The organism is Peribacillus kribbensis DSM 17871 (assembly GCF_000430765.1).
GTDB lineage: Bacteria > Bacillota > Bacilli > Bacillales > DSM-1321 > Paraperibacillus > Paraperibacillus kribbensis.
Genome location: NZ_KE387245.1, coordinates 40,128 through 63,814, shown reverse-complemented (window position 1 = coordinate 63,814; position 23,687 = coordinate 40,128). Strand labels below are relative to the sequence as shown.

The window sequence follows — 23,687 nt, the reverse complement described above, 5'->3', positions numbered from 1 at the left end:
AAATAATAGAGTATAATAAGTCTCGTATGAAAAAAATTTTCACCTTTTAAAATGAGACCTTAATAGAGTCTCATACTATATAAAGAAGTGAATGATTGTTAAACAGGAGGGCCTTTTTATGAACAAAAAATATGTAATCGGAGTGGATATAGGAACTACCAGCACAAAATCCGTCTTATTTTCTACAGATGGTACAGTAATTTCAAAATATGGGGTTGAATACCCATTATATTCACCAACACCGGAAACTGCGGTGCAAGATCCTGAAGAAATTTTCCGCGCTGTTGTCGAATCCGTAAAACTGGCCATTCAGTCCAGCTCAGTACAGAGTAAGGATATTGTTTGTGTATCGTTCAGTTCAGCCATGCACAGTTTAATCGCTGTAGATGCAGTAGGAAGACCATTGACTGAATGTATTACCTGGGCAGATAACCGAAGCTCTGAATGGGTGGAAAAAATAAAGGCTGAAATGAACGGCCATGAAATTTACCGCCGTACGGGGACACCGATCCATCCAATGTCGCCGCTTGCCAAATTGGTTTGGCTTAAAAATGATTATGCAGAGATATTTGCTAATACATTTAAATTCATCTCTATTAAAGAATATATATTCTTTAAATTATTTAAGGAGTATGTTGTGGATTATTCTATTGCGTCATCAACAGGTCTATTCAACATCCATACGCTTAAATGGGATGAAGAGGCCCTGCAGATCAGCGGGATAACTCCAGAGAGACTGTCTCGACCGGTTCCTACCACTTACAGTCTGACTGGACTTGATAAGGTATTCGCACAGGAAATGAATTTAAGAGAGGACATTCCTTTTGTAGTCGGCGCAGGAGATGGGGTTCTTTCCAATCTGGGAGTAAACGCCATCGATAAGGGTGTAGTTGCTGTCACAATCGGCACAAGCGGCGCAATCAGGGCTGTAACAGACCGCCCGGTTACGGATCCAAAAGGAAGGATTTTCTGTTATGCACTTACCGAGGATCACTGGGTTATCGGCGGGCCGGTTAACAATGGAGGCATGATATTCAGATGGGTACGCGACCAGCTGGGTGATTCAGAGGTATCTGCCGCAAAGAGACTTGGCAAGGATCCTTATGAGGTATTGACCGAAATTGCCGACCGTGTAACACCGGGTGCAGACGGACTCCTGTTCCATCCTTATCTGGCCGGAGAAAGGGCGCCATTATGGGATTCCAATGCAAGAGGCTCCTTCTTCGGACTCGGCATGCATCATAAAAAAGAACACATGATTCGTGCTGTCCTAGAAGGCGTTATCTTCAATCTGTATACCGTCCTCCTTGCACTTAAGGAATTAATCGGAGAACCGGTGAAAATCCATGCGACAGGAGGTTTCGCCCGCTCCGAGCTGTGGAGGCAGATGATGACTGACATCTTCAATCATGAAGTATACATCCCAGAAAGCTTTGAAAGCTCCTGCCTGGGGGCAGCTATCCTCGGACTATACGGCCTTGGTGAAGTGGAGAGCCTGAACGTAGTTTCCGAAATGATCGGGGCAACCTACCATCATACTCCTAACCAGGAGCATGTAGCGATCTATAATGACCTGACCCCAATCTATATCCGCCTTTCTAGATTATTTGAGAGTGAATATAAGAGGATTGCCGATTTCCAAAAGAAGTGGGTTTAAAAAAAGAAGCTGCCATTGGGCGGCTTCTTTTTTTATAGAGAATTCAGGAGGACAATGAGCAAAAACCCTGATGCCCCGGGCAAAAAGGAGGGGACGCTGAGCAAAATAATCGGGTCTTTGAGCAAAATATGAGGATTGAGCAAAAAACCAAGCCTGAGCGGAGTAAAAACCTGGATGGTCCGAGCAAAATAGTAGGGTCTTTGAGCAAAAGCTGAGGACGGAGCAAAACCTCAGGAGAGCGGAGCAAAGAACCAAGGAGCGTGAGCAAAAACCCTGATGACCCGAGCAGAAAGGAGGGGACGTTGAGCAAATAATAGGGTTTCTTAGCAAAATCTGAGGATTGAGCAAATTATCTGGAGAGAGGAGCAAAAACTATCAAATCCCTAGCAAAAAAAGGGTACGTTGAGCAAAATAATAGGGTCCCTGAGCAAAAATCTAAGGATGGAGCAAAAAAACAAAGAGCGTGAGCAAAAACCTGATTGCCCGGCAAAATAGCAGGATATCCCTAAGCAAACCAAGCTATCAGAATCATAATAAAAGTCCAATCATTAGACAAAATCATGAGTTTCCCGCTAGAATTCTATGTAAGCGCTTGAGCGCAATTTGTTTGTTGGAGGGAAACGGACGATGAAATACCGGAGAGTGGGAAGAACAGGATTAAAGGTTAGTGAAATCAGTCTCGGCAGCTGGCTTACATATGGAAACTCAACAGAAAGGGATACGGCCGTTTCTACAATTGATACTGCATATAATCTGGGGATTAATTCATTTGATACAGCCAATGTTTATGCCAGGGGAGAAGCAGAAAAGATTGTGGGGGAAGCTTTAAGGAAGTATCCGCGGGAATCGTATGTACTTGCTACGAAGGTATTTGGAAAAATGGGGGATGGTCCCAATGACAGCGGCTTATCCCGCAAGCATATTATGGAGCAGCTGCATGCAAGCCTTAGCCGCCTGGGATTGGACTATGTCGATATTTATTATTGTCACCGATTTGATACAGAAACTCCGATTGAGGAAACGCTGAGGGCTCTTGATGATCTGGTTCGGCAGGGTAAGGTTCTGTATGTGGGCGTGAGTGAGTGGACAGCCCAGCAGATCCAGGAAGGACTGGGTACAGCGGATCAATATTTATTAGACAAAATTGTTGTGAATCAGCCGAACTACAGCATGCTGCACCGGAATATCGAGAAGGAAATCATTCCGCTAAGCGAGAGAAACGGCATCAGCCAGATCGTCTTTTCTCCTTTAGCACAGGGAGTTTTGACAGGAAAATACAAGCGAGGAGCACAAATACCTGCTGGAAGCCGTGCAGCCGATGAAAAATCAAATATGTTTATGGACCGCCTTCTGAAGGAAGAGGTGCTGATTAAAGTGGAACAGCTGGAAAAGCTGGCTAAGGAAAAAGAAATCACAATCTCACAGCTGGCAATTGCCTGGATCCTGCGCCAGCAAAACATAGCCAGTGCCTTGATTGGAGCAAGCAAACCAGAACAGATCCAGGAAAATGTAAAAGCAGTCGATGTTTCCTTATCTCAGGATGAGCTTGATCAAATTGAAAATATTTTAACAGCAGAAAAAGAAGGCTGAAAGATAAAATGATGAGATGATAATGGCTGTCGGCTTAGCTGACGGCCATTATCTTTATCAGGTAATCTATTCATATCACTTTATCGTTATATGAGTAAAACTCCATTTCTACGACAAATCTGCAACTTTCGATAAAATTTCTTAACAGATTTTGATTCTTTATGTATAATATGGGTATAAAGTAACAGGGATAACGTCGTAGAAGAAGAGGGTTTTTTATGAAGGATAATAAAGAATACTCATTATTCCTTAAGGAACTTAATCGTTTATTTAATGATTATAAAAAATGTAAGGACAAACATATTAGAAATGAAATACTTCAGGATATCCAGCTGATAGGGGAAGCAATCGATTATCCAATCCAGTCAAGGGATCATAGATAGGTGCCAACTACATTTCCAAGCCATAGAAATTCTATGGCTTCTTTACATGCCAGAATTTATTCTTTATAGGCTAATGGAAAGGAGATTCTCCCCTATGAGTGATATTCATAACCTTATCGACAGGTTTAACCTGAAAGTCGCATCCATTCATGATGTTCCGGAGTCTTTCAGTTCACAAGTGTTTAAGCTGAACCTGACTGATCGGAGTACCGTCTATGTGAAAATTCCTTATTCCAAGCTAAAGCTTGAAAGGGAGCGTTATGTATTAGAGAGACTGCAAGATCAGCTTCCGCTGCCCAAGGTACTGGATTATTGGGAAGGCAATGAAGAAGATACTGGTGCATTATTACTCTCCGCCATTCCCGGGTCACCTATCTCTGGAAAGGTAAATACAGATTTAGCCTTCGATATCGGAGTTCTTCATGCAAAGCTGCATGCAGCCTCCCTTGAGGAAAAGGATCTTAGCAGTCCGGTTTCCAATGAATTTACGAACTGGCATGAGTTTATTGAAGAGAAATTTTTTTCCTTCGCGGAAGATGCCAAAGAAGTGATGGACCCTGAACTATTCCAGTGGTCCACAAATTATTTTAGGGAGCATGTGGAGACACTGCCTGATCCAGATGGAACTTGCTTTATTCATATGGATTTTCGGCCTGGGAATCTATTGGTGCAGGATAACAGGGTCAGGGGGCTGATTGATTTTGAAAGTGCCCGGATCGGGGCAGTTGAGGGGGATTTTATAAAGATTCACCGGGATATTTTTGTGAAAAACCCCGGAACGATGGAAGCTTATCAGAAAGGATATGAAACCATCCGTCCTCTTATAGATCTTCATGTCATCCTGCCATTTTACCGTTTTACAGATGCCTTTAATTCAATAGGCTGGTGTGTTAGAAGAGGGATACATAAGAATAGGGCGTTTCTTGAGGAAAATACAAAGTATTTAAATGGATTATTCAATGGCAGCAAATGAAAAGCATAGTTTTTGGACTAAAGGATTGCGGTTTTCAATTTCTTTCTTATTGAACATAAAAATGAGCCTCTTATTATGAGAGAGTGAATTTTAGCTTGCTGGACAACGATATATAAGGTTTTTGTAAACCTAACAAAAAAACTCACCAGCCTTGGTGAGTATTACTTTTTTATACAATAATTATGGTTAAGAAGCATGAATAGCTTCTTCTTTTTTATCGTGCTTGACAAGGGCATGTTTTTCCCAGATTCTGCTTCTCCAGCGGAAAAACATGATAATGGCTCGTGCCCACTCGTCTGAGGCAATGGCAAGCCATACCCCGGCAAGGCCCATATTTAATTTGAATACAAATAAATAGCCGAGTGAAAGGCTCATCATAACCATAGTGAATACCCCGATGAAAAGGGGATATTTTGCATCTCCGGCTGCTCTTAGTGAATTGATCAATACGATATTGACCGTCCTTCCTGTCTCCAGAACAATGCTTAAGAGCAGAACCTTGGCACCAATGGAAATGATGGCATCATTATCGGTAAATAGACCCATTAGCCTCCAGCGGAATAAAATCACAAGAAGGACCATAACCAAGGTTGCTGTAAGTGCGGATTTTACGCTTTTCCAGACCCTGAAATAAGCTTCTTCCTGTTTTTTCGCACCTACCAGCCTCCCGACAATAATGGAAGTACCGACTCCTATAGAAATGGCAAACAAGTAAATAAACATAGAAATATTGTTTGCATACTGTCTTGCAGCCAGGGATTCGGCTCCCAGATAGGTGGCATAATATAAAAATACCATCTGGCAGAACTGATACATGACCTGTTCGAAAGCAGAAGGGATGCCAACCTGCAGGATCTTTCCGATATATTCCTTCGCAAGAGAGAAGTAAAACTTGAATTCAATCCTGACTTCCATGATCTTATACAGCATCCAAAAAAAGACAAGCAGGGCGAGGAAACGGCTGATTACTGTTGAAAGGGCTGCACCTCTGACCCCCATCTCCGGAAAGCCGAAATGTCCAAAGATCAAGAGGTAGTTGCCTGCAATATGGATAATGTTCATTCCAAGTGACACAAACATGGTCTGCTTGGTAAATCCATGCACACGGATGATGGCGGACAGTGAGTTAATGATGGCCTGAAGGAAGATAGCTCCGCCGACGATGGACAAATAATTCTGCGCGTACTCATATATCTCACCCTGTAAATGGAGGGTGTGCAGCAAATTCCTGCAAAATAGAAGGAAGAACCCGCTGATGATCAAGCCGATGAAGAGATTCATCGTGACTGCAAGTGCTGATATTTTTGCAGCTTCTTTAATTTTTTTTGATCCCAGATATTGAGACACAACAATGGAGGCACCATTTCCGATTACTTCGAGGACTAAAATGGCAATGATCAAATACTGGTTGGCTGCTCCAACGCCGGATACGGCATCGTCCGATATGGCGCTCAGCATGAAAGTATCTGCGATTCCCATCAGCATAAATAAAGTAACTTCCAGGAAAATCGGCCAGGTGAGGTGGAATAGCTTAAGCTCTTTTTCATGTTTGTTTTTGACTTGTTCCATGAGTTATGATCATGCCTCCTTACATACCTTCAACATTATAACAAGTAACTGAGTATTTTGGAGGGAAATTTTTCGTGAATCAAAGGATTTTTCCAAAAAAAATAAAACAGAGATTTCTCTCTGCTTTTTTTTGGAACTGTATCTCAAGATTTCATGAAAATTTCTTTCTAAAATTGCTTATACTTTGATTCGGCCCGATCAACAAAAACTGATCGGCTTCCTGCATCCGCTCTGATGAAATCTGGCTCAGAAGGGGCTTACCGTCCCGCAGTAATAAAGAGACAGTAAGGTTGTAGTTATTTGAGAAATTTAATTCGGCAAGTGTTTTTCCCCAGAATGCCTCAGGGACCTCCATTTCAATAGCCGATACTTCCTTAGTGATTTCGAAATACTCAATCACACCTGCCATCAATTCACGGCGTGCAGCCTTTGCACCGGCTTCTTCTTCTGGATAGATGACGAAATCCGCTCCAACTCCTTCAAGAATTTCACCGGCTTCTTTGCCGGAAGCCTTCGCAATGACCTTTTTGGCTCCGCGCTCTTTTAGCTTTTTCGTTATTAAGATGGCTGAATATTCATCGTTGCCAATGGCTACAAATACAGTATCAAAGTCAGGGATATTGAATTCATCCAGAACTTCATTTTCCTTCATATCCCCAACAAGCGAGTAGCTGGTATATTCATCATAATCATCCAGATATTTTTCGTTTAAATCACAAACGACGATCTGGCAGTCATGGCGGGATAACTCCTTAATGATTCCTCCGCCAAACCGGCCGGCACCGACAACTAAAAATTGCTTCATTCTTTCTTTCCTCCTTTATCCTACAGCAAGGTCTTCTTTTAAATATCTTGTTCTTGATGCCTTTAATTTTAAAACTGAATAAATCATGCTGAAAATACCGATTCTCCCGATGATCATTAATAAAATGAGGACAATTTTTGAAACCGATGATAGTTCAGAGGTGATTCCCAGTGACAGCCCTGTGTTGGTCAACGCGGATAACACTTCAAAAATAATGGCTTCCATTGGCTGTTTTTCCAACATAGATAATATCACAGCCGCAATGAATAGCAGCATGGAAAAGCTAAAAAATATCAAAAAGGATTTGTTTATTGTTTCTTCCGCTATGTTTTTTTTCTTGATCACTGTATGTTCCTGTGATTTTGCAACGGAAGCTGTCTTCGCGATAAGCACGCGGAAGGTTGTAAGCCGGATACCGCCGCCTGCACTTGAAGACGCTCCTCCAATAAACATCAAAAACATTAAGATCATAAGCGATGTCATTGTGACAGATGACAGGGGAAGGGTACTTAAGCCTCCATTCCGTGCGGTAGCAGAAAGGAATATGGAATTTGTGAATTTATCCATCAGATTCAGCCTCTGCAGTGCATGCCCATATTCAAGCAGGAAGAACAAAAGAGCCCCTGCAGCCAAGAGGCCGAAGTGCATCCTGATATTGATCCTTGTGAATAAGCTTTTCTTTTTTTTAAACGAAAAGACATACTCCATAATGGTGGGATATCCCAGACTTCCAAAAAAGATGGTAAAGGCAGTCGTCAAAACGAACCATTTTGATTTCTGGTAGGAAAGGAGCCCGTTCCCAAATAGGTCAAAACCCGAATTCGTAAAGCTCGCCACACTATGGAACAAAGCAAGAAAAACCGCATGAGATACATTTGTATAATGTGGAAGTAGAACGAACAAAGAAACAAGAAAACAAACGAATTCAAATAATAAAGCGATCAATAAGACAGAGAATGCCAATGAACGTATGTTTCTTAGGTTGCTTTGGTTTTGGTCCTTTGAAAGTAAGAGCAGATTCGACATGGTCAGCCTTTTTCCAAGCATTAAAAATAGATAGCTCATGACAACTAGTATGCCTATGCCGCCAAGCTGCATTTCTATCATCAGAATGATCTGCCCAAAAACCGATAATGATCGTGAAATATCAATGGTGGAAAGCCCGGTTACACTTAAAGCACTGGTAGACACAAAAACAGAATCAATCACCCCAATCCGGCTGAGATGCGAAATCGGGAGCAGATAAATAAGGGTAAATAATAGAATGGTCGTGAGATAAAAGATGAATACTAGACGAAAAGCTTTGATATTTGATCTGGTTTCAGCCATTTGAAAGCTCCTAGGTTCGTAAATTGATTTATACGATGTAAGGATGAATGATCACCCAACGAAAACAAGAAATACTCTTCAGCCCCATCAACATGATTCGCGGGCACACTGCCATTATACCAATAAAATATAAGTCATCACCACTTCCTAAACTACACAGGCGTTTCTTATTTACTGAATCTCGAGAATACGGGCCTCAGAATCGACACAGACCAGCCAAATACGTTAGAATGTAAGTGATTATTAAGAAATACTTGAATCATCCCTATATTTTTAGGGATTTTTAATTACATAAACTAAGGTGGAATTTACTTATGCATATAAATAAAGAGCTATATGAGTTCCTGCATAAAAAAACCTGGGAGCTGACGGAGAATTGGTATGCAGACCTTGATAGGAACAGTGTATCCGGTGTTTATGCTTCACAAGATCCATCCGTAGTGGAGGGGCTCAAGCAGCAAAACCATGAATTTCATAAGAGATTTATCGAGGTTTTCCAAAAAGATGAAGCCAGTTTCTTCAAGGAATTTGAAAAATGGGTTCTTGCTGTCGCACAGGATAAAGAACATCTTGTAACTCCCATCCAGGATATCTTACGGGAATTCTTCAGGACACAGGATCAGTATTTGGACTTGCTTACGGAATTTATCCGTCTTAATGTAAATAAGTATTCAAAAAGCCAAATAGAGTCCTGGTATAGAATCACCATCAAGACATTTGGCAGAATCATGATCTGGTTTACGGAAGAACATAACAATCATTCACAAAAAAGACTGAATGCACAGCAGGAACTGATTGTTGAGCTGAGTTCGCCTGTCATCTCTTTAAGCCGGGAAATTGCGCTGCTTCCTTTAGTGGGGGATATCGATACCGCCCGTGCTAAATTCATGATTGAAAATACTCTGAAGCAATGTGCGAAGCTTGGCGTCAATCAATTATTCCTGGATCTTTCCGGGGTGGTTATGATCGATACAATGGTGGCACACCAGCTGTTCCAGCTCATTGAAGCCTTGAATCTTCTCGGAGTCAAAACGACCCTCTCAGGAGTGAGGCCGGAAATCGCCCAGACTGCCGTCCAGCTTGGTCTGTCTTTTGATCATATTTCCGTTAAATCGACACTTTCAAGTGCGATCAGTTCTGCCGATTTAACATAATTACAGAGAAGCTTCATCCAAAGCCGCGTGTTCTACGCGGTTTTTATTTTGTTTAAAGGGTTTATTCCATTCTCAGGGCGGGTATTTTGAATTTATTCTTTTTAATTTTTATATTTTAAAATGCTAAAGGGTCGGGGGAAAAGGAATGAAAAGAAATTCAACACTAATGCAATTTTTTGAATGGCATGTGAATGCCGACGGAAACCACTGGAAAAGACTCAAGGAACAAGTGCCCGAATTAAAAAAGATCGGCATAGATTCTATATGGGTGCCGCCCGTTACAAAGGGGCTTTCTGCAGATGATAACGGCTATGGGATCTATGACGGCTATGACCTCGGGGAATTTGACCAAAAAGGAACTGTCAGAACGAAATACGGGACTAAGGATGAACTGATTGATGCTGTATTTACTTGCAGGGACTTGGGGCTCAATGTCTATGTGGATGTCGTCATGAATCATAAAGCAGGGGCTGATGAGACAGAGCTATTCCAGGTAGTCGAAGTCAATCCTCTGAATCGGAATGAAGATCTGTCCGAGCCCTTTGAAATTGAGGGCTGGACAAAATTCACCTTTCCCGGACGGAATGGACGATATTCAGAGTTTCAGTGGAGTTTCGTTCATTTCAATGGGACAGATTATGATGCAAAGACAGGGAAAACCGGGGTATTCAAGATTTTAGGGGAAAATAAAGACTGGAATGAACATGTTGACAATGAATTTGGCAATTATGACTATTTAATGTTCGCAAACATTGATTATGATCATCCCGATGTTATCAAAGAAATGTTTCATTGGGGCAGATGGTTAAGTACAGAGGTAGGCTGTAACGGGTACAGACTTGATGCGATCAAGCATATTAACCAGAAGTTTATCAGCACATTTGTAAAAGAAGTCAGGAATCATAAAGGAGATGACTTTTACTTTGTAGGGGAGTTTTGGAATCCGGATTTAAATGAATGCAGAAAGTATCTCGATGAAATTGATTACCAAATCGATTTATTTGATGTTCCACTTCATTATAAACTTCATGAAGCTTCTAAAGCGGGAAGGGACTTTAATATGGCCTCGATTTTCGACGATACGATCGTCCATTCCCATCCTCTTAATGCTGTTACATTCGTGGACAACCATGATACCCAGCCCAGGGAAGCACTGGAATCCTGGGTGGAGGATTGGTTTAAACCCATCGCGTATTCCTTGATCCTTCTCCGTGAGGGAGGATATCCATGCGTCTTCTACGGGGATTACTATGGAATTGGGGGAGAGGAGCCGATCCCTGGAAAAAAAGAAGAGATTGAAATGCTATTATCCGCTCGATACCACAAAGCCTACGGACAGCAGGATGATTATTTTGACCATCCCAATACAATCGGATGGGTCAGAAGGGGAACAGAGGAGATTGAAAAATCAGGTTGTGCGGTTGTCGTCTCTAACGGTGACGATGGAGAAAAGAAGATGTATGTAGGTACTCACCGCAGCGGAGAAGAATGGTCAGATCTTACCTATAATTGTGAAGGTACCATAAAAATCGATGAAGAAGGCTTCGCCGTATTCCCGGTCAAAGCTGGTTCGGTATCAGTCTGGGCTTTAAAATAAAAGCAAACTAGAGCCCATCTCAGCGGGCTCTAGTTTTTTTAAGCAAGCATTTCTTTTATCCTGGGTAATTGCCCTTTTGCAGCCTGGTAGCCCGCCTCCATACAATGAGCAGCCTTTCTGAATTGAAAGGCCCCTATAAACCCCGTTTCCGGCTGCAGCAGGTAATCTGCACGATTCAATTCAGTCTGCATCTGCTGCTTTAAATTCATATAAACAATTTTATGAAGGAGCTTGTATGTACCAAGGGCAGGAAGGGGAATATCTGCTATAGGGCTGATCGGGTCTACTGCCACCACATGCTTAGCTCCTAAACGCTTGCAGAGAGATACAGGGCAATTTTCCTGTACGCCGCCATCAATCAAAATCTTATCTGAAAGGCGCAAGGGCTGAAACACGACAGGAATGGCAAAACTAGCCCGTACCGCATCAGCAATGGTGACGTTTTCTGTTATACTATTTTCGATCCCTTTTGACTGGGTAAAGACCACCTTAGTGCCAGTATTCAAGTCAGAAGCTACGATTCCGCAGGGAAGATGGATCGATGAGATGTCTTCATTTTTTGTAAGACTGGCGATCAGAGTGCGCAGTCTGCTTCCTTTCAGCCATCCTTCGAAGGAAGGCTGAAGGAATAAGGCACGCAGCAAAAGAGACTTCCAATCAATATCCAAATATCTTCTGCTCAGCTGCGGGATGATGGAGGCAAGTTCAGCCCCCCGGTACCCGTAGGCATAAAGGGCAGCCACCATTGCGCCGGAACTTGTGCCGGTAATATGGGTAATCGTAATTCCCTCTTCTTCAAATGCTTTGATCACACCAACTGCGGCGCAGCCAGGAATACCTCCGCCAGCAAGGGCAAGACCTGTTTCCATAAAACCAGCTTCCTTTTAAAATGATTTGTGATTTATAGCTTTACCACCCGAAAGTGTAAACAAAACGTAATCAAAAAACAGACCCAGGCAGAATCACCTGAGTCTGTACGATGTAGTGAAAAGTGTATGTTGATGAAGCAGGGTTTGACTGCAAAACCACATATAAAACTATTCTTTTTCAGCACCCAATAGCTTATCAGCAGTACCCTCGAAGTAATCATCTCCGATTTGTTCATGTGTTTCTGCCAAGCCTTTCTCAAGCTGGGTGGTTTCATCATAATCGGATGAATGAAAAATCCTTCCGGCAATCTCTGCAGAACCTGATCCGCTGCGGCCCTGTTTATCGTTATTCATTCTTCAGCCTCCTTTTAAGGCAGTATGTGGTTAATCCGCTGTTTTACTTGAAAAGAGAATATAAAAAAAGTTCAAATAGTTTATTCCATAAAGATGTGTTAGAGTAGTTAAAAAACGTATGTTCTGCCTTATCCTTGATAAGGTTAGTGTTAAGAAGGGACAACCTGCATATGGAATATTTATTTGAACAAGTAAAAGATCAAATTTATGTATTGGCAGCTTGGGATGAGAGCTGGAATAAATGCTATAATAATATCTAGTTTTGGACTTATCATGTTTATAAAGGCTAGGAGAAATAGATTGGATAAAAAAATTACACAAAAATGGATAATCGAACGCTGCGGCAGAATTTCATATAAAAGGGGAGAGACTTTTTTCCGGGCGGGAAAGGTCATCTTCCAATCCTTTAGTGAGGACAGCTGGAAAGCAAAAGTAATAGGGACAGAGGATTTTGAAGTGTCAGTAGTATTAAAGAGGGGAGACTATCATACATCCTGTTCATGTCCATCCCTTGCTTCCTTCCAGAAAGACTGCCAGCATACAGCCGCTGTTCTGCTCTCCATTATGGAACATCAGCGTAAAAGTACGTTTCCCGAATATCTTCTCAATAAAGAAGCTGAAGCAGTTCAGCCCTTTGAGGATTTGATTTCTTTGTTCAAAAAGGAATCCGCACCTCCGAGCGGGTCAATGGTCCACTTTGAATCCAGGGTCAGACTCGAGCCGGTTTTCATTTGTGAACTCGTTTCCCTGGGAGACGGAAGGAATGTTTTTGGCATTTCCATAGAAATCAATCAAACAAGAGTGAAAAAGATAGAGGATTTTCTTGCCGCTGTCAGTGAAGGCAGGCCATATGCCTGGAGTTCGGACATCCAGTATGACCCGCAGCATCATTTTTTTCCTGAAGAAGCGGATACAGTCATCAGACAGCTTATCTCTATCTCCAGTAATAGAAGATTTTATAAAAACGGGGAAAACAGGCAAGGAGAAGACAAATCTCATTTGATTTTTGCCCCTTCTTCCGATTGGAAGGAGCTTTCAATCGCTCTTGAATGTTCCGGCTCAGCAGAGCTTAGGTATGAAGGACATACTTTTCAATCTATCAAGAACATGGAAAGCCTTCCTCTTACATTTGAGGTAACAACGGATCCCAGCGGGGGATTCCATTTAGATATTCACGGCCTCAAGAATATCAGGATGCTGGATGAATACAGCCAGGTACTGTCCAATGGAAGGATATCAGTATTAGACGAAAAAAACTATAAGGTTCTTAAAAATCTGACGGAGTTAGTGTCGCATGCTGAAAAGGATAAAATACCGGTATCGAAAAACCAGATGGATGTATTCCTTAAACAAGTGGTTCCAGGACTGAGACAGCTTGGTGAAGTGCGTCTGCCAAATGGCTTATCTGCTGCAGGCGAAGTCCCGGGGCTTTCTGCAAAGCTATTCTTGGACAGGGTAGGGAATCGCCTCCTGGCAGGGCTTGAGTTTCATTATGGGCCTATTATCATCAATCCAATGGATCGAATGGATATCAAAACCCTTGTATATCGAAACACGGCCGTGGAAGAAGAAATTCTGCAAATGATGGAAGAGAGCGGCTTTACTGAGACAGATGAAGGTTTTTTTATGCAGAACGAGGAGCTGGAATACACATTTCTATACCATATGCTTCCTCACTTTGAAAAGCTGGGACAGGTCTATGCTACAACAGCAGTAAGGAACCGAATCTTCAAAGATAAAGCTAAGCCTCGAATCAGGGTGAAAACCTACAAGGAGCGGATGAACTGGCTGGAATTCACCTTCGAGCTAAAAGGAATCTCAGATGAGGAAATCCGCGAGGTCCTTGCTTCACTGGAGGAAAAGCGGAAATATTACCGTTTAAGAAATGGAGCTCTCCTATCCTTGGAAACCAAGGAATTCCAGGAAGCAGCCCGTTTTATACATGCTCTTCCAAAAGGTCATGAAGAATTCCCTCTTCGGGTCGAACCTCTTCAAGGATTGAAGATGGTTCATGGCGCAGAAACCATTGTACAGGACCAATCCTTTAAAGAATGGATGAAACTGCTAAAAAATCCTGCAGAAACACAGTGGGAAATACCTCATGAGTTTTCTGCTGTTCTAAGGAATTATCAGGCAAATGGATTTAAATGGCTTAAGAACCTGGCCCATTTCGGGTTCGGGGGAGTTCTTGCTGATGATATGGGTCTTGGGAAGACCATCCAAAGCATTGCTTATATATCTTCTGAGCTTCCGGCCATCCGCAAGAAAAAACAGCCCGTTTTAATTGTCTGCCCTTCATCCTTAACTTATAACTGGGTAAGTGAAATGCTGCATTTTTCCCCTGATATCAGGGCAGCGGTGATCGATGGGGTGAAAAAAGAACGGGAAGAGCTGCTGAAAAATATAGATGAATGGGATGCACTCATCACCTCCTATCCTCTGCTGATCAAAGACTTAAACTTGTATGAAAAACAAACCTTCCATACCATTTTCTTTGATGAGGCACAGGCCTTTAAAAATCCATCTACCCAGACGGCCAGAGGAGTGAAGAAGCTGAGGGGGGATCATAAGTTCGCTCTGACAGGGACTCCTATCGAGAACTCTCTTGAGGAGCTCTGGGCCATCTATCATGTAATTTTTCCCGAGCTTTTTAACAGCATAGACGAATACGGAAATCTTACAAAAAAGGCAATATCCGAAAGAATCCAGCCATTTATGCTGAGAAGAGTGAAGGAGGACGTTTTGGCGGAGCTGCCCAAGAAGATAGAATCTCTGAGCTTTGTAGGATTATCGCCTCCGCAGAAAAAGCTGTACAGTGCATACCTGGCAAAGCTTCGTCACGATACACTAAAGCATCTGGATAAAGAGACGCTTAGGAAGAATCGGATTAAAATTCTGGCTGGTATTACCAGGCTCAGGCAGATCTGCTGCCATCCAGCTTTATTTGTGGAAGGTTATAAGGAGGGCTCTTCCAAGCTCCGCCAGCTTATGCAGATCCTGTCGGAAGCCAAGTCTTCCGGGAGACGGGTGCTGGTATTTTCTCAGTTTACGAAAATGCTTGAAATTATCAGCAGGGAATTGGCCGTGAAGGGCAGCATGAATTGGTTTTATCTTCATGGAGCAACACCCTCTCAGGAACGCCTACAGCTATGCCAGCGGTTTAACGATGGAGAAGGTGATGTGTTTCTTATCTCTCTAAAAGCAGGGGGAACTGGATTAAACCTGACAGGTGCCGACACAGTGATTCTTTACGATACATGGTGGAATCCTGCGGTAGAGGAGCAGGCTGCAGACCGCGCTCACAGGATGGGGCAGACAAAATCAGTTGAAATCATCAAGCTCATTGCAAAGGGAACGATTGAAGAAAGAATTAATGATTTGCAGGATAAAAAAAGGGAATTGATTGATGAAGTGATTTCCACAGGCAAAAAGTCTGATTTCCTGATTACAGAGCAGGATCTGCATGACCTTCTAACATGATACTACCAAAAGGATGGCTAAGATGTTCTTTTTTCTCATCGGTCCCGTGGAAATCTTCCATGAATAATCTCTGGGTGTACACCAGCTCTTTGTACATTTTCGTAAAAGCTGCGGGAGAACTTTTGTTCAATCATGTTTTTCAGCTTCTTCATCTTAACAGGGCCAATTCCCTGAACCGGTTGAGGAAATTCTATTTTGTATAAATCAGGACGAATATGCAGACGGATCATTCCGTCTGTTTTTATTTCCTTTTGACCCACCCTGATGCAGACAATAAAGCGTTGTTCGAAATAAGAGGTATACTCATACAGCCCCAAATTCTCATATTCGGGAGGGAAAATATGATGTATCGGGACACCTGTAAACTCAAGTGAAGAAATATCCATGTCCTTTCCTTTCCTAAAAGTCTGATTTTAGAATGTGCTTGTGTGAAGTAAATAATTCAATATTTCATAAGAGTTTCATCCATTTAAAGCTTATCTCTTCGGACGGTTTGATATCGCAGAACCAGCGTAACACAGAATTATGATGGCTTATGATCTGCTGAGCAGAAAGATTTCCAGAATTCCATGTGCTGTGGGCATCACTGACTAGTGTCACATCATAACCGAGACTAAACGCACTTCTGCTGGTCGTGTCCACACATACTTCCGTCTGGATTCCTGTTAAAAACAGATGTTCAATTCCCAGTTCCTGGAGCTTGGCATGAAGAGTCGTTTTAAGGAAGGAATCCGGGTAATGTTTTTGAATGATATAATCGTATTCCTGAGGAAAAATTTCATTATGTATTTCCCAACATTCCGTACCAGGTACGAGCCCATTGGATGCATTGTGCTGGATATAAAAGATGGGTACATCTGCCGCATGGGCTTTTTCAATTAAGTTTTTGAGCACGAGCAAAAGTCCATTTCCATTACATACGGGCTCATCAGCCTGGAACATTCCTTTTTGGACATCAATAATCAACAAAGCTTTTTTCTTCATTAGATCACTCCGTTAAGAACATTTGTTCTACTATCATACTTTTATATGTCAGTGTCTGCAATAGTTTTATTACAAAAAAAGGGTACCCCAAAGTCTTAATCCTTTGAAGCACCCTCCTTTTTCATAATAAAATCAGCGCCGTAAAATAAAGAAAAACATTTTATACAATAGAACGGCGAGCAGAAAAATGGCTATAAAAAATGAAACGGAAAAGATGATATTAAATTCAAACCAAAATGAAATAAGAGCTATTAGTATACAGCATAATATATAAAAGAAAATGCGAGAGGTTCTCACTGAAGTTCCTTCCAATCTTACATAAAATAAATGGTCTACAGAGGATTATGCCAATCTTACCTTAATATTCGCTTAACTTATATTTGGAGCCAATCCTGCGACCATTTCTCTATTTCTTTCATTAAAGGCTGAAGAGCAAGGCCTTTGTCTGTTAACGAATATTCAATCCGGACGGGGGTTTCAGGAAAAACATCCCTTTTAATGATCCCCTCAGTTTCGAGATCCTTGAGACGGTCTGATAAAACTCTGCCGCTGATCCCGATGGCTGATTCTATATTGCAAAATCTCTGTGGACCGTTTAGCAGCTGGTAAATCACTAAACCTGTCCAGCGCTGGCTCATTATGCTCATGGCTTTTTCAAATCTCGGACATAACTGCGGCGTATCCATGATTCATCACTCCCTTTCTCTATTATATAACTAAATTATTTTTTGTAAAATGCATACTTGACGCAAGTGAGTAACAAAAATATAATTACTTACATAAAGTAAGTAACTATAAAAATAAAATTAATTGAGGAGTAAAGACATGAGTTTCCATGATAAAAATATATATGTAAAGCATATCCAATTAAGAGTAAAGGAATTACCGCGTTCTTTAACATTTTATCAAGAGAAGCTTGGCTTGCGGGTTTTAAGAGAAGAAAAAGGAAGAGCAGAATTGACGGCGGATGGCCGGGTACCTCTTCTTTCGTTAATTGAAGTAAAGGATGCAGAGCCGAAAATGGCCCGTACCACCGGACTTTATCATTTTGCCTTACTGGTGCCAAGCAGGGCAGAGCTTGGTAAAATGCTTAGGAATCTCCTTCAAACCGGCTATCCGCTGCAGGGTGCTTCTGATCATTCTGTCAGTGAAGCCGTCTATCTGGCAGATCCCGACGGAAATGGGATTGAGATATATACAGACCGGAAGTCTCAAGAGTGGAAGTGGGACAGTGGAGAAGTTATGATGGTTACGGAGCCTATGGATGCAGAAGGCGTCCTTTTGGCAGGAAAGGATCTTGAATGGAACGGTATTTCTCCGGATACGATTATGGGACATATTCATTTACATGTTGCGGATCTTGAGGAAGCCAGGAAATTTTATTGCGATATGCTTGGATTCAAAATTGTCAGCACATACGGAGGCCATGCCCTGTTCATTTCCACAGAAGGGTATCACCATCATATTGGCCTGAATACCTGGAATGGCGTTGGGGCACCAAAACCATCAAGCCGGAGTATCGGGATGGAAGCATTTGTTCTCTCAATTCCTGACCAGAACACATTGGAAGCCATTGAAAGTCGGCTGCAAAAAAACGGATATGAATATATGAAGGAAAACGGACTTCTTAAGACCGATGACCCATCAGGAAACTCCCTTGTATTATCCGTTTCCAATGATTAAGCACTAGATCATGCAATAAAGATATCTCATTAAACAGGGATTAAAGGGGAATTACTATGATACAAACACAGATGGATCCAAAAATTCTTTCAGTTTTGGCTGATAAAATACAAATCATACAGAATAAGCAGGAATTTATATATTTGGTTGGACCCATAAAACTTCCAGTCAATTTATACGGTGAGACAGTCTCTTTTAATTGGTACTGCTGGCTGAAGACAAAAGAAGCAGAAGAGGATTACGGCAGAATTATCGACAAGCTGTCGGCTTATAATCTTGCCGAGCTGCAGCAATCCAGCGTCTTGGTATATGGAGATTTTGAAAGCTCTGACGAAGCACTGATCCGGATGCATTCGATCTGCCATACTGGCGATATATTTGGAAGCAAGAGATGTGACTGCGGGTTCCAGTTAAAGCAATCCATGAAAATGATTGTCGAACAGGGAACAGGAGCATTGTTTTATCTGGCCAATCATGAAGGCAGGGGTATCGGCTTATTCAGTAAGGCAATGGCTTATATCCTTCAGGAAAATGGCCTGGATACGGTAGAAGCCAATGAGGCCCTCGGATTTGTAGATGACTCAAGAGATTATAGCGATGCCATTGCTGTATTGAAAGCACTAAGAAGCAAACCTGTAACTCTGATCACCAATAATCCGAAGAAGCTTGAAGCCTTGAGGGCATCCGGGCTTGGAGTAACCGGCCGGCAGCCTCTATGGGGAGACAAGTCCGAATACAATGAGAAGTACCTCCAGACAAAAGTACAGCGTTCCGGCCATCTTAATGATATCGAGGATGATTTACATGACGAATCATGAGTTTTATATGGACCTTGCATTGAATAATGCCCGCGCCATGAAAGGACAGACAGACCCGAATCCTTTGGTGGGTTCGGTCATAGTGAATGACAATCGGATTGTCGGAGTGGGAACTCATCTCAAGGCAGGAGAGCCTCATGCAGAAATCCATGCGCTCAGAATGGCAGGGGACAAGGCCAGAGGCGGGACGATATATGTAACGCTTGAACCCTGTTCTCATCATGGACGTACCGGTCCATGTGCCGTGGCCATTGTGGAAGCAGGCATTAAGAAAGTGGTGATTGCTGCCCTGGACCCAAATCCGCTTGTTTCGGGTAATGGAGTGAAGATCCTGAAGGATGCAGGCATCGAAGTCATTACAGGGATAAGAGAGCAGGAATCAATGGAAATGAATGAGGTTTTTAATAAGTTCATCGTCCAGAAAAAGCCGTTTTTTACGATGAAGGCCGGCAGCACTCTTGATGGGAAAATTGCCACCCGCACCTATGACAGCAAATGGATTACGTCTGAGGAGGCAAGGAAGGACGTCCACCAGCTCAGGAGCGAGCATATGGGAATCCTCGTCGGTGTGAATACCGTCATAGAGGATGATCCTGAACTTACCTCCCGTATTCCCAATGGACGCAGCCCGGTCCGGATCATCCTGGATTCCAGCCTGAGGACTCCAGAGGATTCCAAAGTCGTGACAGACAAGCTTGCTGAAACCTGGATTTTCACTTCAAGTGATGCAGACCCTGAAAAGCAGAAACAGTTGGAATCCATGGGGATCAAAATATTCAGGTCTGAATCAGCTGGGAGGATAAATCCGGAAGAAGTAGCAGTTACTCTTGGTGAAAACTTGATTTCCTCCGTCCTGATTGAAGGCGGTGGAACAGTGAATGCCTCTTTCTTACACGCAGGTCTCGTGGATAAAGCAGTCATCTATTTTGCACCCAAATTGGTCGGTGGAAAGATGGCGCCTTCCTTCCTTGGAGGAAATGGGATCGAACTCATGAAAGATGCTATTGAATTAACAAGGACCGATATTATTCAAATTGGCAGAGATTATAAATTTACAGGATATCCTGTTTATCATGATTAAGTTTATATACTAGCTGGCTCGGAAGGTCGGCAGCAGAGGCTCGGGAGTGTTCCGGGCCTCTTTTGTGCTTTTTAGAGCTGTATCTTCATTTTTCGTTTACTGCGGTAAAGTACTTTATCATGCTGAAAAAAACAAAAGACGCAGCATACTATAATTCCAAAGATCCTAAAAGGAATTTTCCAATGAAAAATCGAATTCATTTAGCAGGACTTCCTTAGTAAAGGAGAGCTGTACATGCAAGATGAAATAATAAGAAAATTACCATATTGATTGCCGATGATAATTCATTTATCAGGGAAGGGATGAAGATTATTTTAACCTCTTTTGATGAGTTCGAAATAGCGGGTGTGGCGGTTAACGGATAAAGGAAAAAGAAAACCGGACCTATTTCAGATTCCTCTCTTCCCCTGTATCTGATTAAGAAAAATAACTGCACCGATACCTTCATTTAAACGTTTCCCTGGAAGGGCAGTTGAGATAAACTGCCTTTTTCGAGTGTATATTTTAAATATTTACATAATTTAACTTCATGTGATATTATTGGGAAAAATAGAGAATTAAGGGGGATAAGATGCTCAGGTATACCTTAACACGGATTTCTTATATGCTCATCACTTTATTTATCATCGCAACGATCACTTTTTTCATGATGAAGCTTCTGCCAGGCTCACCTTTAAAAAACCAGGAAAGATTAACGGCCGAGCAGGTGACCATCATCAATGAAAAGTACGGGCTGAATGATCCTTTGCCAGTCCAGTATATTCATTATTTAGGTAATTTAGTGAAAGGGGATCTCGGCGTTTCCTTCCAGTATGATAACCGTCCTGTCACCCAGCTGATTGGCGACAGAATAGGAGCTTCTGCTCTTCTGGGCTTCCAGGCTATGGTACTGGGAACATTTCTTGGAATGATTCTTGGGATCTTAGCGGCTGTCAAGCATAATACTATTTTTGATTATTTGTCCAATGCCATCGCGGTTCTTGGAATTTCAATCCCTGCATTTGTTTTGGCAGGCTTTCTGCAGTATATCCTTGGTGTGAAGCTTGATTTATTTCCGGTAGCCCTTTGGGAAGGCTTCAGTTATACGATCCTGCCTACACTTGCTTTAACGGGATCAGTCACAGCACAGGTTTCCAGGTTTTTGAGAACCGAACTGCTGGAGGTTCTGAGTTCAGATTATATTCTCCTGGCACGAGCTAAAGGAACCAGCCAATGGGGTGTCATTTTCAAGCATGGAGTACGAAATGCTCTAATTCCTGTTATCACCATTCTCGGACCACTTGCTGTCGGCATTATGACTGGCTCTCTTGTCATCGAGAACATATTTGCCATTCCGGGGCTCGGCGAACAGTTTGTACGGTCTATAAATATGAATGATTATACGGTTATTATGGGAACTACCCTCTTTTTCAGTGTCCTGTTTATTTTTATCATTTTCATAGTGGATATTATGTATGGGCTGATTGACCCGCGGATACGTGTGGCAAAATAGCATCTTTATTAAAATCGTTGATTCATCCTTTAATAAAAGGAATCATCAACGGTTTTTTTATATTTCGATAAATAAAAGGGCTGTTTCTTAAGTCTGTTTCATATAAAATGACAAAGAGGAATCCTAATACGGATAAAAACAACAGGAGGCAATATGGCTGCTACAAAATCAAAGATTGTGTTCACGGGCGGAGGCTCTGCTGGACACGTAACGCCCAATTTGGCGATCATTCATGAGCTGTCAGAAGAAACATGGGATATCCAATATATCGGGTCAAAAAAAGGGATCGAGAAGGACCTGGTCCAAAAAATCAATATACCATACCATGCGATTTCAAGCGGGAAATTACGAAGATATATAGATGCAGAAAATTTCATCGATTTTTTCAGGGTCTGCAGAGGCTGTTTTGAGGCAAGAAGAGTTCTTAAGAAAATTAAACCCGATTTGATCTTTTCAAAAGGAGGATTTGTCTCTGTACCTGTTATCATCGCCGCCAAGACTCTGCGTATTCCCGTCTATATCCATGAGAGCGACATGACTCCGGGACTGGCCAATAAAATTTCGCAGAAGTTTGCCGCCAAAATTTTCACATCCTTTGATGAAACCGTTAAATATTTTCCGGCACATAAAACCATGGCGATTGGCTCCCCCATTAGAAAGGCAGTACTCTCCGGTTCCAGCCGCAAAGGGAGGGACTTTGCAGGATTCAGCAACACCCTTCCAGTGTTAACTGTAATGGGCGGAAGCCTTGGGGCAAGAAAAATCAATGAAGTGATACGGCAGTCACTTGATGAGTTATTGCCTCAATATCAGATCATTCATTTATGCGGGAAGGGAAATCTGGATCCAAATCTCAATGGGGTAAAGGGATATCAACAATATGAATATCTCCATGATGAGCTTCCCGACGTTCTCGCAGCTACCGACCTTATTCTGACTAGGGGAGGATCTAATGCGATTTTTGAATTTCTGGCTTTAAAGATTCCTATGCTTATCATCCCTCTAAGCAAATCACAGAGCCGGGGTGACCAAATCTTAAATGCTCAATCGTTTGAAGAGAAAGGATTCTCTATCACACTTGAGGAAGAAGATCTTACAAAGGATGCACTTGCAGAAGGACTCGAAAAACTTCTTCATGAAAAAGAAACGTTCTCATCTGCGATGGAACATTCTAAAGAGGGGCATGCCCTTGATATCCTTCTTGAGGAGATCGAAAACGTCCGTTTACAGCGATAAAACCATATTGATTCAATAACAAGGTCTGGAACAGCAGTTCCAGACCTTGTTTTAAAAGGGATATGTAAAAAGTTCTCACAGCGATGTATGAATTCCCAATAATTGGACTGATTAATAGTCTAATAGAGGATTATTTTTATGAAGGGGGGGAATAATAAGAGTACAAGAAAATCATAAAGGAGGAATTGAATATGACAGAAAAAAACCGTATGCGTCTATCCGATTACATCAAAGAGGAGCGTTTTGAACTGAATACTTACCTATCACATATGTTTGATCAGGTGGAACCAGATTATTTAAATGAGCCCGACCGTGATATGAATACCATATAATTCTATTTTAATAGAGAAAGAGGTCATTCGAATCAAACAATTGAATAAATCCAGGGAAGGTTAAGGGGAGTCTGCCGCCAAATTATGATAATGGCAGACTCCTTTTAATGTTTCATTTTTTTTCTGAAAGTCCCGGCTTCATACCTAGAATGGCCTCTTGTATTTCATATGATCAATAGTTTATATTAACGAATTCTATTATTCTGCTGGAGCAATAGAACAGGAAAAAATCCGCATTGTTACGGCCCCATCCCGTCTCTTCATCCCTATCTCAAATCCTGATATAATAGTATGCCAGTTA

The 23,687-nt window shown here is 42.0% G+C and carries 20 protein-coding genes and 2 pseudogenes; 14 read left to right on the top strand and 8 right to left on the bottom strand.

From position 1 onward, the window contains the following. Positions 1-118 precede the first annotated feature (118 nt). The 4 genes from gntK to H539_RS0126795 all read left to right on the top strand — a co-directional run bounded on the left by gntK (position 119) and on the right by H539_RS0126795 (position 4,603). Complete coding sequence (gntK, locus tag H539_RS0126810) at positions 119-1,657, top strand: gluconokinase (RefSeq protein ID WP_026696089.1); 1,539 nt, start codon at positions 119-121, stop codon at positions 1,655-1,657. Between the two features lie 627 nt (positions 1,658-2,284). Continuing rightward, positions 2,285-3,247, top strand: a complete 963-nt coding sequence (locus H539_RS0126805; protein WP_026696088.1) for an aldo/keto reductase family protein — start codon at positions 2,285-2,287, stop codon at positions 3,245-3,247. Positions 3,248-3,465: 218 nt separating this feature from the next. Continuing rightward, a complete protein-coding gene (locus H539_RS31870) occupies positions 3,466-3,630 on the top strand; it encodes a hypothetical protein (RefSeq protein ID WP_155890296.1) in 165 nt (54 codons plus the stop codon). Between the two features lie 94 nt (positions 3,631-3,724). After that, positions 3,725-4,603: a phosphotransferase family protein gene (locus tag H539_RS0126795; protein ID WP_026696087.1), complete on the top strand. Its 879-nt coding sequence runs from the start codon at positions 3,725-3,727 to the stop codon at positions 4,601-4,603. 186 nt (positions 4,604-4,789) lie between these two features. On the opposite strand, the gene H539_RS0126790 is transcribed toward H539_RS0126795, so the two are convergent. The 3 genes from H539_RS0126790 to H539_RS0126780 all read right to left on the bottom strand — a co-directional run bounded on the left by H539_RS0126790 (position 4,790) and on the right by H539_RS0126780 (position 8,306). Continuing rightward, complete coding sequence (locus H539_RS0126790) at positions 4,790-6,172, bottom strand: MATE family efflux transporter (protein WP_026696086.1); 1,383 nt, start codon at positions 6,170-6,172, stop codon at positions 4,790-4,792. 151 nt (positions 6,173-6,323) lie between these two features. Beyond that, positions 6,324-6,977 carry a potassium channel family protein gene (locus H539_RS0126785; RefSeq protein ID WP_026696085.1) on the bottom strand — a complete coding sequence of 218 codons (654 nt, stop codon included), beginning with the start codon at positions 6,975-6,977 and terminating at the stop codon, positions 6,324-6,326. 15 nt (positions 6,978-6,992) lie between these two features. Further along, the gene (locus H539_RS0126780; RefSeq protein WP_026696084.1) at positions 6,993-8,306 is read right to left on the bottom strand and encodes a TrkH family potassium uptake protein; all 1,314 of its coding nucleotides are present in this window, start codon (positions 8,304-8,306) and stop codon (positions 6,993-6,995) included. A gap of 314 nt (positions 8,307-8,620) precedes the next feature. On the opposite strand from H539_RS0126780, the gene H539_RS0126775 reads away from it, so the two are divergent. Both H539_RS0126775 and H539_RS0126770 read left to right on the top strand, forming a co-directional pair. Next, positions 8,621-9,460 (top strand): STAS domain-containing protein, encoded by an 840-nt coding sequence (locus H539_RS0126775; protein ID WP_026696083.1) that lies wholly within the window; start codon positions 8,621-8,623, stop codon positions 9,458-9,460. 145 nt (positions 9,461-9,605) lie between these two features. After that, positions 9,606-11,057 (top strand): alpha-amylase, encoded by a 1,452-nt coding sequence (locus H539_RS0126770; protein WP_026696082.1) that lies wholly within the window; start codon positions 9,606-9,608, stop codon positions 11,055-11,057. Positions 11,058-11,095: 38 nt separating this feature from the next. Here H539_RS0126770 and H539_RS29845 read toward each other — a convergent pair whose 3' ends face one another. After that, on the bottom strand, positions 11,096-11,926 hold the full coding sequence (locus H539_RS29845) for a patatin-like phospholipase family protein (protein ID WP_051348825.1): 831 nt from the start codon (positions 11,924-11,926) through the stop codon (positions 11,096-11,098). 168 nt (positions 11,927-12,094) lie between these two features. Continuing rightward, a pseudogene (locus H539_RS0126760) lies at positions 12,095-12,232 on the bottom strand (YozQ family protein); the annotation flags it as partial. 348 nt (positions 12,233-12,580) lie between these two features. Between H539_RS0126760 and H539_RS0126750 the strand changes: the two are divergent. After that, entirely contained in the window at positions 12,581-15,760 is a 3,180-nt protein-coding gene (locus tag H539_RS0126750) for a DEAD/DEAH box helicase (RefSeq protein ID WP_026696080.1), read from the top strand. Between the two features lie 35 nt (positions 15,761-15,795). Here H539_RS0126750 and H539_RS0126745 read toward each other — a convergent pair whose 3' ends face one another. From H539_RS0126745 to H539_RS0126735, 3 genes are all read right to left on the bottom strand, one after another. Then, on the bottom strand, positions 15,796-16,146 hold the full coding sequence (locus H539_RS0126745; RefSeq protein ID WP_026696079.1) for a hypothetical protein: 351 nt from the start codon (positions 16,144-16,146) through the stop codon (positions 15,796-15,798). 64 nt (positions 16,147-16,210) lie between these two features. Next, complete coding sequence (locus H539_RS0126740) at positions 16,211-16,744, bottom strand: cysteine hydrolase family protein (protein ID WP_026696078.1); 534 nt, start codon at positions 16,742-16,744, stop codon at positions 16,211-16,213. A gap of 374 nt (positions 16,745-17,118) precedes the next feature. Beyond that, on the bottom strand, positions 17,119-17,430 hold the full coding sequence (locus tag H539_RS0126735) for a winged helix-turn-helix transcriptional regulator (RefSeq protein WP_026696077.1): 312 nt from the start codon (positions 17,428-17,430) through the stop codon (positions 17,119-17,121). Between the two features lie 139 nt (positions 17,431-17,569). Here H539_RS0126735 and H539_RS0126730 point away from each other — a divergent pair, with 139 nt between their 5' ends. From H539_RS0126730 to H539_RS31860, 7 genes and pseudogenes are all read left to right on the top strand, one after another. Further along, positions 17,570-18,427 carry a VOC family protein gene (locus tag H539_RS0126730; protein ID WP_026696076.1) on the top strand — a complete coding sequence of 286 codons (858 nt, stop codon included), beginning with the start codon at positions 17,570-17,572 and terminating at the stop codon, positions 18,425-18,427. Between the two features lie 56 nt (positions 18,428-18,483). Continuing rightward, positions 18,484-19,245, top strand: a complete 762-nt coding sequence (locus tag H539_RS0126725) for a GTP cyclohydrolase II (RefSeq protein WP_026696075.1) — start codon at positions 18,484-18,486, stop codon at positions 19,243-19,245. Continuing rightward, on the top strand, positions 19,232-20,326 hold the full coding sequence (gene ribD / locus H539_RS0126720; RefSeq protein ID WP_026696074.1) for a bifunctional diaminohydroxyphosphoribosylaminopyrimidine deaminase/5-amino-6-(5-phosphoribosylamino)uracil reductase RibD: 1,095 nt from the start codon (positions 19,232-19,234) through the stop codon (positions 20,324-20,326). The genes H539_RS0126725 and ribD overlap by 14 nt, the downstream gene beginning before the upstream one ends. Before the next feature lie 263 nt (positions 20,327-20,589). Then, positions 20,590-20,688: pseudogene (locus H539_RS33005) on the top strand (DNA-binding response regulator); the annotation flags it as partial. 209 nt (positions 20,689-20,897) lie between these two features. Then, positions 20,898-21,818, top strand: a complete 921-nt coding sequence (gene opp3b, locus H539_RS0126705; RefSeq protein ID WP_026696072.1) for an oligopeptide ABC transporter permease — start codon at positions 20,898-20,900, stop codon at positions 21,816-21,818. Positions 21,819-21,971: 153 nt separating this feature from the next. Then, the gene (locus H539_RS0126700; RefSeq protein ID WP_026696071.1) at positions 21,972-23,054 is read left to right on the top strand and encodes an undecaprenyldiphospho-muramoylpentapeptide beta-N-acetylglucosaminyltransferase; all 1,083 of its coding nucleotides are present in this window, start codon (positions 21,972-21,974) and stop codon (positions 23,052-23,054) included. A gap of 191 nt (positions 23,055-23,245) precedes the next feature. After that, positions 23,246-23,386 carry a hypothetical protein gene (locus H539_RS31860; protein WP_155890295.1) on the top strand — a complete coding sequence of 47 codons (141 nt, stop codon included), beginning with the start codon at positions 23,246-23,248 and terminating at the stop codon, positions 23,384-23,386. The last annotated feature ends 301 nt before the right edge of the window (positions 23,387-23,687 follow it).